The sequence below is a fragment of the Streptomyces wuyuanensis genome, from assembly GCF_900103455.1.
GTDB lineage: Bacteria > Actinomycetota > Actinomycetes > Streptomycetales > Streptomycetaceae > Streptomyces > Streptomyces wuyuanensis.
In genome coordinates this window covers 193,013-207,175 of the sequence record NZ_FNHI01000014.1, presented here as the reverse complement: position 1 = coordinate 207,175, position 14,163 = coordinate 193,013, and the positions used below count along the sequence as shown (strand labels likewise).

Genomic DNA, 14,163 nt, shown 5'->3' with positions numbered 1-14,163 from the left:
CGGTCACCGCAGGTCCGACCACCCCGCCGAGCCTCGACTCCAGCCGCGTGAGCGCGGTCCCCGGGCCACTCCGGGGTCCGCCTGCGTACACCACGGACTCCGGTCCGCCCCGCACCGGCCCAGGGGCACCGGCCGTGCAGTCGCCCCGTCCCGGAGCGGCGAACCCGGCATGAACCCTCCGGGTCACCCGAGGCGGCAGCCCTCGTGATCCGACGTCACGATCCCCTCCCGGTGCAGCTCGGCGATGTCCTCGTCCGTCAGTCCCGCCTCGCGCAGCAGGGCGTCCGTGTGCTCACCGAGCGCCGGAATCGCGCCCATGCCGGGCTCCGGCCCGTCCGGGAAGGTGATCGGCGGCAGCATCGCCCGCAGGGGGCCGGCGGGCGTCGCGATGTCCCGCCAGCGGTCCCGGGCCTCCAGCTGCGGATGGGCCGCCAGGTCCGCCACGGTGTTGAGCCGGGCGCAGGCGATGCCCGCCTCCTCCAGCGCCGCCACGGCGTCCTCGGAGCCCAGCCGGGCCAGCGCCCGGGCGACCACCGCGTCCGTCCTGCCGCGGTTCGCCGTCCGCGCCCTGTTGGTCGCGAAGTCCGGGTCCGTGGCCAGCTCGGGCCGCCCCAGCACCCGTTCGGCCAGCCGCTGCCACTCGCGGTCGTTCTGCACCGAGAGCAGCACCTGCCCCCCGTCGGCCGTCGGGTACGCGTCGTAGGGCGCGATGACCGCGTGCGCCAGACCGGTGCGCTGCGGGGCGCCACCGCCGTGCATCCCGTGGTGCAGGGGGTGCCCCATCCACTCCGCCAGCGACTCCAGCATCGAGATCTCCACCGGGCCCCCGCGCCCGGTCGTGCCACGCCGCAGCAGCGCGGCCAGCACCCCCGAGAACGCGTACATGGCCGCGGCGACGTCCGCCGCCGGGATGCCCGCCTTCACGGGCTGTTCCGCCGTGCCCGTCACGGACACCAGCCCGGCCTCGCACTGGACGAGCATGTCGTAGGCGCGCTTGTGCGCGTACGGGCCGAACGCCCCGTAGCCGGAGATGTCCACCGCGACCAGCCGCGGGTGCGCGGCACAGAGCGTGGCGGCGTCCAGCCCGAGCCGGGCGGCCGCGCCCTGGGCGAGGTTCTGCACGAATACGTCGGCCCTGGCGATCAGCCGGCGGACCGCTTCCAGGCCCCGGGGGTCCTTGAGGTCCACGGCGAGGGACTCCTTGCCGCGGTTGCACCAGACGAAATGCGAGGCGAGCCCGCCGGCCTCCGTGTCGTAGCCACGGGCGAAGTCACCGCCGTCGGGCCGCTCCACCTTGATCACACGAGCGCCCAGGTCGGCGAGCTGGCGGGTGGCGAACGGAGCCGACACGGCCTGTTCGACGGCGACGACGGTGATGCCTTCCAGGGGCAGCGGCTGGCTCATGGAAGCCGTTAATACCGTGTACGTACCACCTTTGTCACCCCGGTACGGGGGTGCCGGGCCGCCGCGCCACCCGTACCGGCGGTCGGGTGGGACGCTCCGGCGGCCGGGGCCCACCGGGTGGTCGGCGGGCCCGTGCTTCCGGACGGTGTCCGGGCCCTCCTACAGCAGCGCGAACTGCCCGCCCGGCCCCTCCTCGCGGTGGTCGAGCACGGAAGCGGGCGCGCGGGCGGCTCTCGGCGCCGGGGGTATGCGCAGGTCGTGCCAGCCCGTACGGTCGATCTCGGCGCCCAGCTCTCCGCGTGCGCCCTCCAGTTGCCCGAGCAGCGCGAGCACCGTGATCAGCTCCAGCAGCTCCGAGGTCCACTCCTGCGGCCAGGCGGACGGCCGGAGGGCCTCCAGGCTTCCCGCCGCGGGCTCCGCGGTCCGCCGCGCGAACCAGTCCTCGAGCACCCGGACACCGCCCACCCGGAAGTCCCATGCCTCGGCCGGCACCGGTGCGATCCGTCCCCCGTCGAGGAGGAGTGCCTCCTCCTCCGTGTCGTAGACCATCGTCACGGGCCGGTCCGGGACGGCGGCCCGGACGTACGGCCGCCGGCCGCCGGGAAGCCGCGGCCGCTCACCACCGCGCGCACCCCTGAGCTGGATGCCGATGAGCCGCCTGCCCAGTTCCACCCCGCGGGTCCACACCCCGGCGTCGGCCGTGAACGGCACCTCGCAGCCCCGGGCCGTGGACCGTCCCGCGGCGGCCACCCACGCGAGCACGTCTCCGGGCTCCGCCGTGTCCGGGAAGCGCTCCCGCAGCGCGGCCCTCAGGCCGGGCGCCAGATTGGGCTCACGTCCGCCGGGCCGCCGGTACAGGGGGCGCACGCGGCCGGCCTTCCCAGGGGAGCGTCCGTCCGGGAGGATGCCGGAGACCAGCACGGCGGGGCCGTCCTCGCCCGCCACGCGGGCCTGCTCCACGGCGAAGAGCTGCCGGCCGTCCGCGACCCGCCACAGCTCCGGCCGCGCCACGTCGATCAGCCGGTGGTCGGGAAGGATCCACTGCTCGTCGAACGGCCCGTGCACGATGCGCACCGGGTCGGGGCAGGGCCCGCGTTCCCCGGCGAACCGGCCGGTCCCGGCCGCCTGTCCGGGCAGCGCCGCGACCGTACTGCCCAGATCGCGGGTCCGGGTCTCCTCGAACAGTGCGGCCCTCTCCTCGCCCGCCGCCGCGACCAGCGCGTCCCACCGGGCCCGCAGCGTCCGGGCGTCGGGTGCGACCACCCAGCCGCGGCCGAGCCGCAGCGGCCCGGTCGACCACGGCATGATCGCGTCCAGCGGCACGGCGGTGCCGCCGGGGCCGCCCCCCGCGCCGCTCATTCCGCCTCGACGGTCACGGAGAACGAGAACCGGTCGCCCCGGTACCGGATCCGTGCCACGTCCACCACTCGCCCCTCCTCGTCGTACGTCACTCCCGTGTAGTGGAGGATCGGCGACAGCAGGGGCACCTGAAGCAGCTCCGCCGTCTCCGGGTCGGCGAGCCGGGCCTCCACCGTGTCCGTGATGCGGCTGATCCGTACCCCGACGGCGTCCCGCAACACCTTGGTCATCGGCCAGCGCTCCAGGTCCGCCACGTCCAGCCTGGCCGCGACGTCGGCCCGGACCGCGTTCTCCGCCCAGTTCGTGGGCTCTCCGCTGTCGCCGTCGCACCGGAGCCGCCGGTAGGTGACGACCTCGTCGGCGTCCGGGAAGAACTCGGCGAGCCCACCCGGCACCGGCTCGGCGGCGTGCCCGAGGACGGTCGTCCGTTCGCCGGACTGCTGGGCCACGATCGCGTCGATCGAGCCCAGCAGCCGCCGGGGCGCACTGCGCCGGACCCCCGGCTCGATGAAGGTGCCGCGGCGCCGGTGCCGGCTGATGAGACCTTCCGACTCCAGTTCCTTGAGCGCCTGCCGCATGGTCAGCACGCTCACGCCGTAGTGCTCGGCCAGCTGCTCCTCCGTCGGCAGGCGCAGCGGGTCGTGCGGTCTGCGGCCGAGTATGGAGGCACGCAGCGACTGCGAGACCTGGTACCACAGGGGCAGCTTGCGGTTCAGGACGAGCGAGTCGGGGGCGAAGGCGGTCACGGCAACTCCGTATCAGATCCGGCCTCAGGACCGGAAGTGGCGCTCCAGACCCTGCCACACGTCGTCGTAGCCGCCCTGCAGGTGGTCCGCGTTCGCGGCCTGGGCGGTGACGGTGACCGGCCAGCGGGTCTCGAACATGAACGCAAGGCCGTCGTCGATCCGCTGCGGCCTGAGCTCGGCGGCGCTCGCCTTGTCGAAGGTCTCCCGGTCGGGTCCGTGCGCGGACATCATGTTGTGCAGCGAGCCGCCGCCGGGGACGAAGCCTCCCTTTCCGGCGGTCTTCGCGTCGTAGGCGCCCTCGATCAGGCCCATGTACTCGCTCATCACGTTGCGGTGGAAGTACGGCGGCCGGAAGGTGTCCTCACCGACGAGCCAGCGCGGTGCGAACACCACGAAGTCGACGCCCGCGAGGCCCGGGGTGTCGCTGGGGGAGGTGAGCACGGTGAAGATCGAAGGGTCGGGGTGGTCGTAGGAGATGGTTCCCATGACGTTGAACGTCCGCAGGTCGTAGACGTACGGCACATGACTGCCGTGCCAGGCGACGACGTCGAGGGGCGAGTGGTCGTAGGTGGCGGTCCACAGATTGCCGCAGAACTTGTTGACGACCTCGACATCGCCCTCGACGTCCTCGTACGCCGCGACCGGAACCCGGAAGTCGCGGGGGTTGGCCAGCCCGTTGGCGCCGATCGGGCCCAGCTCGGGCAGGGTGAAGGGCTGTCCGTAGTTCTCGCAGACGTAGCCGCGGACGGTGTCGTCGAGCAGCTCCACCCGGAAGCGCACGCCGCGGGGGACCAGCGCGACCTCGCCGGGTTCCACGGACAGCAGGCCCAGTTCGGTGCGCAGCAGCAGCCCGCCCCGCTCGGGCACGATCAGCAGCTCGCCGTCCGCGTCGCCGAACACCCGCCGCTCCATGGAGGCGTTGGCGTGGTAGAGGTGCACGGCCATGCCCGTGCGCTGGGCGGCGTCGCCGTTCCCGCCGAGGGTCCACAGGCCGGCCAGCCAGTCCGTGCCGGGCGCGGGCTCCGGCAGCGGGTCCCAGCGGAGCCGGTTCGGGTCCGGCACGGTCTCGGTGAACGGCGCGGTGCGCAGGGCGCCGTTGTCGGCGCGGACGAACGGGGGGTGGGCGGCCGACGGCCGGATGCGGTACAGCCACGAGCGCCGGTTGTGCGCGCGTGGCTCGGTGAACGCGCTGCCGCTCAGCTGCTCGGCGTACAGCCCGAGGGGCGCGCGCTGCGGCGAGTTCCGCCCGAGCGGCAGGGCCCCCGGGACGGCCTCCGAGGCGTGTTGGTTGCCGAACCCCGACAGGTACTCCAGCCCTTCGGCCGACTTCCTCGCCTGCTCGATGCCGCTCATCCGCACTCCCGATGCGTCCGGTCCAAGGAATCCTATGGTCGACAGTAGGATTCCCGGCCGCCCCCAGTCAACGGCACTGCTCGGCGAGGTGGCGCGTCCCGGGGGCGGACCGGGCGGCGCCGTCCGTCGGACACGGCCCGGCCGGGCCGGAGTCGCGGAGTGAGGGCGGATGCGGTGCTTCCGGGGCGGGCGCGTGCGAACGGCCCTCCCCAACGTGCGTACCGGTCGGTATGCTCGCCGGTGCCCGTGCGTCATCGCCGCCGCCGCCCCGGGGAGGGCCCCCATGCCAGGAACCGACGCCACCCGTACCGCCCTGCGGATCTGCCCGCTGTGCGAGGCCACCTGCGGACTGACCCTGACCGTCGAACGGGACGGTGCGGGGGAGCGGGTCGGCGCGGTCCGCGGGGACCGCGCCGACGTCTTCAGCGAGGGATTCATCTGCCCCAAGGGCGCCTCCTTCGGCGAACTGGACTCCGACCCCGACCGGCTGCGGACCCCGCTGGTGCGCGACGAGCACGGCGAACTGCGCGAGTCCGGCTGGGGCGAGGCGTTCGACGTCATCGCCGCCCGGATCCGCCCGCTGATCGAGGAACACGGACCGAACGCGGTCGGCGTCGTCCTCGGCAACCCGAACGTCCACACCATGGCCGGCGGGCTCTATCCGCCCGTGCTGCTGTCCACGCTGCGCACCCGCAACCTCTTCACGGCCAGCACCCTCGACCAGATGCCCAAGCACGTCTCCAGCGGGCTGCTCTTCGGCAACGCGGTCGCGATCCCCGTACCGGACCTGGACCGCACCGACCACCTCCTGCTCCTCGGCGCCAACCCCCTGGACTCCAACGGCAGCCTGTGCACCGCACCCGACTTCCCCGGCAGGCTCAAGGCGCTGCGGCGCCGCGGCGGCCGGCTCACCGTGGTGGACCCGCGCCGCACCCGCACCGCCCGGCTCGCCGACCGGCACGTGGCCATCCGCCCCGGTACGGACGCGCTGCTGCTCGCCGCCCTCGTCCAGGTGCTGTTCGAGGAAGGGCTCACCGACTCCGGCGCGCTCTCCGAACGGGTCGAGGGCGTCGACGAACTGCGCGCGGCGGTAAGGGACTTCACCCCCGAGGCCGTCGCCCCGGCCTGCGACATGGACGCGGACGTCATCCGGACGATCGCGCGCGAACTCGCCGCGGCCCCGACCGCCGCCGTGTACGGGCGCATCGGCAGCTGCACCGTCGAGCACGGCACCCTCGCCAGCTGGCTCGTCGACGTCCTCAACGTCCTCACCGGCAATCTGGACCGGCCCGGCGGGGTGCTCTTCCCGCTCGCCGCGCACGACCGCGCACCCCGGCCCGCGACCGAACCCGCCCCGCCAGGCAAGGGCTTCGCCCTCGGCCGCTGGGCCAGCAGGGTCTCCGGTCACCCCGAGGCGAAGGGCGAACTGCCCATCGCGGCCCTCGCCGAGGAGATCGAGACTCCCGGCGAAGGGCGGATCCGGGCCGTGATCACCATCGCCGCCAACCCGGTGCTGTCCGCGCCGGACGGTGAGCGGCTGGACCGGGCGCTGGGCGGACTCGACCTCATGGTCAGCGTCGACCCCTATCTGAACGAGACCTCGCGCCACGCCGATGTCGTCCTGCCCCCGCCGCCCCCGTCGCGCAGCGGGCACTACGACTTCTCGTTCAACGCCCTCGCCGTCCGCAACCAGGTCCGCTACACCCCTCCCGCCATCCCGCTCGAAGAGGGCACGCCGGACGAGTGCGAGATCCACGCCCGGCTGATCCTGGCCGTGGGCGGCATGCACGGCGCCGAGCCCTCCACGATCGACGACATGGTCATATCGGGCTCCCTCGCCAGGGCCGTCGCCGACCCCCGCTCGCCGGTGCACGGCCAGGACCCCGAGCGGCTCGCCGGCCGGCTGAGCGGCGCGAGCGGTCCGGAGCGGCGCCTCGACATGATGCTGCGCCTCGGCCCGTACGACCTGACCCTCGACGATCTCCTCGCTCAGCCGCACGGCATCGACCTCGGTCCGCTGCGGCCGAGGCTGGCGCAGGTGCTCAGGACGCGCAGCGGGCGCGTCGAGTTGCTGCCCGGTCCGATCGCCGAGGACCTCCCGCGGCTGCGGCAGGCGCTCGGGAGGCGGGACGGCCGGCTGGTGCTCGTCGGCCGCCGCCATCTGCGGTCCAACAACAGCTGGATGCACAACGTCCCGGCGCTCAACGGCGGTTCGAACCGCTGCACCCTCCAGGTCCATCCGGACGACGCCGCCCGGCTGGGGCTCGACGACGGAGCCCCCGCCCGGATCAAGGCGGCAGGGGGAGAGCTGGAGGTCCCGGTCGAGATCACGGACGACGTGCGCAAGGGTGTGGTGAGCCTTCCGCACGGCTGGGGGCACGACCGTCCGGGCACCCGGATGTCGGTCGCGGCGGCCCGTCCGGGGGTCAACGTCAACCAGCTGCTCGACGGCTCGCTCATCGACCCGCTCTCCGGTACCGCCGTGCTCAACGGCTTCCCCGTGGAGGTGGCTCCGGCCCGCTGAGCCCCGTCCGGCTCGCCGCGACTCTGCCCCACCCTCCCGGCCCTCCTCGCTCCCCGCAGCCCGCGGCCTCAGAGCCGGTGGACCCGTCCACCCGCTCTGAGCTGGGGTTTTGCGCTTATTGCTCATACGTCAACATCTTGTTAACGCGAAACGACGGCACCTAACGTCGTCCGGGCCGCCGGCTCCGGCGGGAGTCCAAGGACGAACGTGAGGTGCTGCCCCCCATGCTGACCATCCTCGGCTTCGCCATGATCGCGACCTTCCTGGTCCTGATCATGATGAAGAAGATGTCGCCGATCGCGGCACTCGTCCTCATCCCCGCGCTCTTCTGCGTCCTGGTCGGGCAGGGGGCCAAGCTCGGGGACTACGTGCTGGAGGGCGTCGGCAACCTCGCGCCCACCGCGGCGATGCTGATGTTCGCCATCGTCTACTTCGGCGTGATGATCGACGTCGGCCTCTTCGACCCGATCGTGCGGGGCATCCTGCGCTTCTGCAGGGCCGACCCGCTGCGCGTCGTGGTCGGTACGGCGCTGCTCGCCGCGATCGTCTCGCTCGACGGCGACGGCTCCACCACCTTCATGATCACCGTGTCGGCGATGTACCCCCTCTACAAGCGCCTCGGAATGAGCCTGGTGGTGATGACGGGTGTCGCCGCGACCGCGAACGGCGTGATGAACACCCTGCCGTGGGGCGGCCCGACCGCCCGTGCCGCGACCGCGCTGGAACTCGACGCCGCAGACATCTTCGTGCCGATGATCCCCGCGCTGGGCGTCGGGCTGCTCTTCGTCTTCGCCCTCGCCTACGTCCTCGGCCGCCGCGAGCGCAGGCGCATCGGCCATCTGACGCTGGACGAGGCCCTGGAGCCGCGGACCGGCACCGTCCTGGTGAAGACCGGCGGCGGCACCGAGGCCGCCGGGGCCCAGGCGGGCACGGGTCCGGGTACGGCGGGCACGGGTCCGGGTACGGGCGGGGCGGACCGCAGCGCACCGGCAGTGGGCGGCGGCGCGGACACGTCCGGCGGCGACGACGGATTCCGCGGACTCGACCCCGAGCGCGACACCCTGCGCCCGAGGCTCTACTGGTTCAACGCCTCGCTCACCGTCGCGCTCCTGGCCTCGATGATCGCGGCGGTGCTGCCGATCCCGGTGCTGTTCCTGCTGGGCGCGGCCCTCGCCCTCACCGTCAACTTCCCGCACATGGCCGACCAGAAGGCGCGCGTCGCGGCCCACGCCGACAACGTCCTGAACGTCGCCGGCATGGTGTTCGCCGCCGCCGTCTTCACCGGGGTGCTCACCGGCACCGGCATGGTCGAGCACATGGCCGACTGGCTCGTCGGCGCCGTCCCCGAGGCGATGGGCCCGCACATGGCGCTCGTCACCGGTCTGCTGAGCCTTCCCCTCACCTACTTCATGTCGAACGACGGCTTCTACTTCGGCGTCCTCCCCGTGCTCGCCGAGGCCGGCGCGGCGCACGGCGTCTCCCCGCTGGAGATCGCCCGAGCCTCCCTCGCCGGCCAGGCCCTGCACATGTCCAGTCCGCTCGTCCCCGCCGTGTACGTCCTCGTGGGCATGGCCAAGGTCGAGTTCGGCGACCACACCCGGTTCACGGTCAAGTGGGCCGCGCTCACCTCGCTCGTCGTCCTCGGCGCCGGAATCCTCTTCGGCATCGTCTGATGCGCCGCGGCTGGCTCCTGCGGCTCGTCATCGCCTTCAGCTTCGCGCAGGGGGCGGTGTCGATGGCGCGCCCCGCCGTCTCCTACCGGGCGCTCGCCCTCGGCGCCGACGAGCGCGCGATCGGCGTCATCGCCGGGGTGTACGCGCTGCTCCCGCTGTTCGCCGCCGTACCGCTGGGCCGCAGGACGGACCGCGGGCGCTGCGCCCCCCTGCTGCCCGCGGGCGTCGTCCTCATGTCCGGCGGCTGCGCACTGAGCGGGGTGGCCGGCTCGCTGCCCGCGATGGCCGCCTGGAGCGGGGTCATGGGCCTCGGCCATCTGAGCTTCGTCATCGGAGCGCAGTCGATCGTGGCCCGCCGCTCGGCGCCCGACGAACAGGACCGCAACTTCGGCCACTTCACCATCGGGGCCTCGCTGGGCCAGCTCGCCGGACCGCTCGCCGCCGGTGCAGTGGTCGGCGCCGCCACGGCCCGCACCAGCGGACTCGCCCTGCTCGGCTCGGCGGGCGTGGCCGCGGTCGCGCTCGCGTCGCTGTGGCGGATCGAGGGCCCGGTGCCGCGCGGCCGCCGCAGCAGCCGCTCCGCGGCACCCGTCCACCGCATCCTGCGCACCCGAGGCGTGCCGGGCGGCATCTTCATCAGTCTGGCCGTGCTGTCGGCGACGGACGTCCTCACCGCGTACCTCCCCGTCATCGGCGAACACCGGGGGATCGCACCGTCGGTCGTCGGACTGCTGCTCAGCCTGCGGGCGGCCGCCACGATCGCCTGCCGGCTGGTGATGACACCGATGATCCGGCTCATGGGCCGCACGCCCCTGCTCGCCGTGACCTGTCTGCTGGCGGGTCTGCTGTGCGCGGGCGTGGCCCTGCCCGTCCCCGTGTGGGCGCTCGCCCTGATGCTGGCGGGGCTCGGCTTCTGCCTCGGTGCCGGCCAGCCGCTCTCCATGACGACCGTGGTCCGGGCGGCCCCCGCCGAGGCCCGGTCGACCGCGCTGGCGCTCCGGCTCACCGGCAACCGCCTCGGCCAGGTCGCCGCCCCGGCGTCGGCCGGTCTCGTCGCGGGCGTGGCGGGCACCGCCGCGCCGTTCGTGATGCTCGGGCTGCTCCTCGCCGTGGCGGCCGGGCTGGGACTTCGTTCGGGCCGGCACTGCGCTGAACACCCGGAGGACCCGCCGCGTACTAGTGGGCACCCGGGAATTCGAGCGTCTGTGCCTCAACGACAGGAGCGGCAATGACTGATGGTGACGGGCCGATCATGAAGGGGCTTCCGGACGGCGGGGCCGAACTGGCCGTGGTGCTCCGGCTGCGGTGGGACGACGTGGCCGCGCTCGGCCGCGAGGCGAGCCGGCTCGCGGAGCAGCGCGGTGCGCCGGTCAGTCTGGACGAGGCAGCCAGTCACCGGCTGCGGACCTGGTCCTCGGTGGCCAAGTCCCCCGAGGAGAAGGCTCAGCCGGTGCAGCCGGCGGCGGTCAACGCGGGCCAGCAGGTCGACCGCAGCCGCGCTCAGGTCGCGTCCATCTCCCCGCCGGCCGTGCGCTCGCCGCAGCCGACCCCGACGGCGCTCGGGCAGACCCCGGCCTGAGCGCCCCGCGGTGTGCGGGACCCCCCACCCTCGCACCCGCGGGCCGGACGCCGGAACGCCGCACGGAACCGGGATTCCGTCGCGTCCGGCGTCCGGCATCCGGCGTTCGGTGACGTATTCCGGCGTCCTCCGGGTCGCAGGTGGAGACGCTCGCCGGTGCCATCAGGGCTCTCGCCGAAGGCCTCGAGCCGATTCCGTCGCAGGACTGCGTACACGGCGCCCACGAGCACCGGTCGCGGGCCGGGCAGGCGGCGGGGGAGAATCACACCACCTCGCCCCCGGCCGCCCTGGCGCCAAAAAACTAACACCGCTAGTTTGGGCTGCGGTCACCTCTTGCCACGCCCGAAGGAGTAGCGGAATGAAGGCCCACGACGGGATGTACATCGGCGGCACGTGGCGCCCCGCCGCCGGCGCCGACACCATCGCGGTGGTCAACCCCGCGGACGAGCAGGTCATCGCCCACGTCCCGGCCGGCTCGCCGGAGGACGTCGACGCGGCGGTGCGAGCCGCCCGCGACGCGTTCCCCGGCTGGGCCGCCACCGCACCGGCGGACCGTGCCGCGCGCATCGCCGCACTCCGGGACGTGCTCGCCGCCCGCGCGGACGAGATCGCCGCCACCGTCACCGCCGAACTCGGCGCCCCGCCCAAGCTCGCCGAGACCGTGCACGCCGGCCTGCCGATCCTCGTCGCCGGTTCGTACGCCGAGCTGGCCGCCTCGTACGCCTTCGAGGAGAAGGTCGGCAACTCCACCGTGCTGCACGAGCCGGTCGGCGTCGTCGGCGCGATCACCCCGTGGAACTACCCGCTGCACCAGATCGTCGCCAAGGCCGCCCCCGCCCTCGCCGCCGGCTGCACCGTGGTGCTCAAGCCGGCCGAGGACACCCCGCTCACCGCCCAGCTCTTCGCCGAGGCCGTCCACGAAGCGGGGCTGCCGGCCGGGGTGTTCAACCTCGTCACCGGCCTCGGCCCGGTCGCCGGGCAGGCCCTCGCCGAGCACCCCGGCGTGGACCTGGTCTCCTTCACCGGCTCCACCGCCGTCGGCCGCCGTATCGGCGCGGCCGCGGGCGGGGCGGTCAAGCGCGTCGCCCTGGAACTCGGCGGCAAGTCGGCCAACGTGATCCTCCCCGGGGCCGATCTCGGCCGCGCCGTGAACGTCGGCATCGCGAACGTCATGTCCAACTCGGGCCAGACGTGCAGCGCCTGGACCCGGATGCTGGTGCACAAGGACCGGTACGAGGAGGCTGTGGCCCTCGCCGCGGAGGCCGTCGCCAAGTACGTCCCCGGCGACCGCATCGGTCCGCTCGTCAGCGCCCGGCAGCGGGAACGCGTGCTCGGCTACATCGAGCGGGGCGTCGCCGAGGGCGCCCGGCTCGTCGCCGGAGGCCCCGTAGCCCCGCGCGGCACCGGCTACTACGTCTCGCCGACCGTCTTCGCCGATGTGACACCGGAGATGACCATCGCGCAGGAGGAGATCTTCGGGCCGGTCGTCTCGCTCATGGAGTACGAGGACGAGGACGACGCCCTGCGGATCGCCAACGGCACGGTCTACGGGCTCGCCGGCGCCGTGTGGGGCGACCGGGACGAGGCCGTCGCCTTCGCCCGCCGTATGGACACCGGCCAGGTCGACATCAACGGCGGCCGCTTCAACCCGCTGGCCCCCTTCGGCGGGTACAAGCAGTCGGGTGTGGGCCGTGAACTCGGCACGCACGGCCTCGCCGAGTACCTGCACACCAAGTCCCTGCAGTTCTGAACCGGGAGACAACCACCGTGGTCCGCGCCGCAGTCCTGCCCGCCGTCGGCTCCGCCCTGGAGATCACCGGCATCGAACTCCCCGAGCCGGGTCCCGGCCGGGTGAGGGTCCGCCTCGCCGCAGCCGGGGTCTGCCACTCCGATCTGTCCCTGTCCAACGGCACGATGCAGGTGCCGGTCCCCGCCGTCCTCGGGCACGAGGGCGCGGGCACGGTGGTGTCCGTGGGTGAGGGCGTCAGCCATGTCGCCCCCGGCGACGCGGTGGTGCTCAACTGGGCGCCGTCCTGCGGGAGCTGCCACCACTGCTCCATCGGCGAGGTGTGGCTCTGTGCCGGTGCGCTCAAGGGCGCCGGCGCCGTCCACGCCGTCGCCGAGGACGGCACCGAACTGCACCCGGGGCTCAACGTCGCCGCCTTCGCGGAGGAGACCGTGGTCGCGGCCGGCTGCGTGCTGCCGCTCCCGGACGGGGTGCCCCTCACCGACGCCGCCCTGCTCGGGTGCGCGGTGCTCACCGGATACGGCGCGATCCACCACTCGGCGCGGGTCCGGGAGGGGGAGTCCGTCGTCGTCCTCGGTGTCGGCGGAGTCGGGCTCGCCACCATTCAGGCGGCCCGGATCGCCGGCGCCTCGAAGATCGTCGCCGTGGACGTGTCGCCCGCGAAGGAGGAGCTCGCCCTCGCCGCCGGGGCCACCGACTTCGTCGTCGCCTCCGAAGGGACCGCCCGTGAGGTCCGCGGGCTGACCGGCGGCCAGGGCGCGGACGTGGCCGTGGAGTGCGTGGGCCGCGCCGTGACGATCCGCACCGCGTGGGACTCGACCCGGCGCGGCGGGCGGACGACCGTGGTCGGCATCGGCGGCAAGGACCAGCAGGTCACCTTCCACGCCCTGGAGCTGTTCCACTGGGGCCGCACGCTCTCGGGCTGCGTCTACGGCAACTCCGACCCGGCCCGGGACATCCCGGTGCTGGCGGAGCACATCCGGGCGGGCCGGCTGGACCTGAGCACCCTGATCACCGAGCGGATCGGCCTCGACGGCATCCCGGCCGCCTTCGACAACATGCTTGCGGGCAAGGGCGGGAGGGCGCTCGTCGTCTTCCCGTAGACGCAACGCCCGGGATCGCCGTCAGCCCGCGCGGACGGCGATCCCCGGGTACTCGAGCGGGAGCCCCGACTCGTCGCAGACGATCCGGGAGGAGAAGCCGAAAGCGGGCGCCGTGTAGTCGTAACAGGTGTGCGTGCCCCGGTCGGTGGTGCGGGTGTAGCTCTGCTCCAGCCGTTCCACGGTGAGGTCGAGGGCGCGCACCCAGGCGGCGGGCGCGGACGCCCGGGTGCCCTGGGGCAGTGCCATCCTGCGCACCGGCAGGGCGTTGGTCATGGCCGACGCCTCCAGGTCGACGTCGAAGCAGCCGTCGAGGTACGGAGCGCGCCTGCCGTCGACCGCCCAGTGGCCCGAGCCGTCCGACTCCAGCAGCACCGTGCGGCTGCCCGAGGGCGAGCGGCCGCGGACCCGTGCCGTCCGCGTGCGCCAGTCCGGGTCCAGTTCGATGTCGTACTCGACGGCGAAGGCGTCGCCGTCCTCCGCCACGGCCGCGTACCCGTCGATGCGCCTGCCGTCGTCCGTGAGCCGGAAGAACGCCACTTCGAAGCCCTGCCTGGAGTCCTGGTGGAGCCAGGCCGCGGTGGCGGGCGGATGCGTGAATTCCACGGGCCCACCCTGGCACGCCCTGCTCGCTACTGACGGGTAATGATCGAGCAAAAAGTCCTGTCGCGCGACCCG

11 protein-coding genes are annotated in these 14,163 nt (G+C 73.7%); 6 read left to right on the top strand and 5 right to left on the bottom strand.

The genetic code is table 11. The features are described 5' to 3' along the window. Positions 1-183: 183 nt before the first annotated feature. From BLT82_RS21645 to hmgA, 4 genes are all read right to left on the bottom strand, one after another. Positions 184-1,404 (bottom strand): CaiB/BaiF CoA transferase family protein, encoded by a 1,221-nt coding sequence (locus tag BLT82_RS21645; protein WP_093657336.1) that lies wholly within the window; start codon positions 1,402-1,404, stop codon positions 184-186. Positions 1,405-1,563: 159 nt separating this feature from the next. Then, positions 1,564-2,763, bottom strand: coding sequence for a type ISP restriction/modification enzyme (locus BLT82_RS21640; protein ID WP_093657334.1), 1,200 nt, complete (start codon positions 2,761-2,763; stop codon positions 1,564-1,566). After that, positions 2,760-3,509: a GntR family transcriptional regulator gene (locus BLT82_RS21635; RefSeq protein WP_093657332.1), complete on the bottom strand. Its 750-nt coding sequence runs from the start codon at positions 3,507-3,509 to the stop codon at positions 2,760-2,762. The genes BLT82_RS21640 and BLT82_RS21635 overlap by 4 nt, the downstream gene beginning before the upstream one ends. A gap of 24 nt (positions 3,510-3,533) precedes the next feature. After that, positions 3,534-4,862: a homogentisate 1,2-dioxygenase gene (hmgA, locus tag BLT82_RS21630; RefSeq protein WP_093657330.1), complete on the bottom strand. Its 1,329-nt coding sequence runs from the start codon at positions 4,860-4,862 to the stop codon at positions 3,534-3,536. A gap of 283 nt (positions 4,863-5,145) precedes the next feature. Between hmgA and BLT82_RS21625 the strand changes: the two genes are divergently transcribed. The 6 genes from BLT82_RS21625 to BLT82_RS21600 all read left to right on the top strand — a co-directional run bounded on the left by BLT82_RS21625 (position 5,146) and on the right by BLT82_RS21600 (position 13,488). Further along, a complete protein-coding gene (locus BLT82_RS21625) occupies positions 5,146-7,386 on the top strand; it encodes a molybdopterin oxidoreductase family protein (RefSeq protein WP_093657328.1) in 2,241 nt (746 codons plus the stop codon). 224 nt (positions 7,387-7,610) lie between these two features. After that, positions 7,611-9,059 (top strand): CitMHS family transporter, encoded by a 1,449-nt coding sequence (locus BLT82_RS21620; RefSeq protein WP_093657401.1) that lies wholly within the window; start codon positions 7,611-7,613, stop codon positions 9,057-9,059. After that, positions 9,059-10,291 (top strand): MFS transporter, encoded by a 1,233-nt coding sequence (locus tag BLT82_RS21615; RefSeq protein ID WP_093657326.1) that lies wholly within the window; start codon positions 9,059-9,061, stop codon positions 10,289-10,291. The genes BLT82_RS21620 and BLT82_RS21615 overlap by 1 nt, the downstream gene beginning before the upstream one ends. Beyond that, the gene (locus tag BLT82_RS21610; RefSeq protein ID WP_244292062.1) at positions 10,288-10,638 is read left to right on the top strand and encodes a hypothetical protein; all 351 of its coding nucleotides are present in this window, start codon (positions 10,288-10,290) and stop codon (positions 10,636-10,638) included. Before BLT82_RS21615 ends, BLT82_RS21610 begins: the two co-directional genes overlap by 4 nt. Before the next feature lie 358 nt (positions 10,639-10,996). After that, complete coding sequence (locus BLT82_RS21605) at positions 10,997-12,388, top strand: aldehyde dehydrogenase family protein (RefSeq protein ID WP_093657322.1); 1,392 nt, start codon at positions 10,997-10,999, stop codon at positions 12,386-12,388. Between the two features lie 17 nt (positions 12,389-12,405). Continuing rightward, on the top strand, positions 12,406-13,488 hold the full coding sequence (locus BLT82_RS21600) for a Zn-dependent alcohol dehydrogenase (protein ID WP_093657320.1): 1,083 nt from the start codon (positions 12,406-12,408) through the stop codon (positions 13,486-13,488). Between the two features lie 21 nt (positions 13,489-13,509). On the opposite strand, the gene BLT82_RS21595 is transcribed toward BLT82_RS21600, so the two are convergent. Continuing rightward, complete coding sequence (locus BLT82_RS21595; protein WP_093657318.1) at positions 13,510-14,091, bottom strand: putative glycolipid-binding domain-containing protein; 582 nt, start codon at positions 14,089-14,091, stop codon at positions 13,510-13,512. Positions 14,092-14,163: the final 72 nt, after the last annotated feature.

Excerpts from the sequence above, each read along its gene's own strand:
- BLT82_RS21625 (WP_093657328.1), top strand. The coding sequence starts at position 5,146 with ATGCCAGGAACCGACGCCACCCGTACCGCCCTGCGGATCTGCCCGCTG.
- BLT82_RS21610 (WP_244292062.1), top strand. The coding sequence starts at position 10,288 with ATGACTGATGGTGACGGGCCGATCATGAAGGGGCTTCCGGACGGCGGG.
- BLT82_RS21620 (WP_093657401.1), top strand. The coding sequence starts at position 7,611 with ATGCTGACCATCCTCGGCTTCGCCATGATCGCGACCTTCCTGGTCCTG.
- BLT82_RS21605 (WP_093657322.1), top strand. The coding sequence starts at position 10,997 with ATGAAGGCCCACGACGGGATGTACATCGGCGGCACGTGGCGCCCCGCC.
- hmgA (WP_093657330.1), bottom strand. The coding sequence starts at position 4,862 with ATGAGCGGCATCGAGCAGGCGAGGAAGTCGGCCGAAGGGCTGGAGTAC.
- BLT82_RS21615 (WP_093657326.1), top strand. The coding sequence starts at position 9,059 with ATGCGCCGCGGCTGGCTCCTGCGGCTCGTCATCGCCTTCAGCTTCGCG.
- BLT82_RS21640 (WP_093657334.1), bottom strand. The coding sequence starts at position 2,763 with ATGAGCGGCGCGGGGGGCGGCCCCGGCGGCACCGCCGTGCCGCTGGAC.
- BLT82_RS21645 (WP_093657336.1), bottom strand. The coding sequence starts at position 1,404 with ATGAGCCAGCCGCTGCCCCTGGAAGGCATCACCGTCGTCGCCGTCGAA.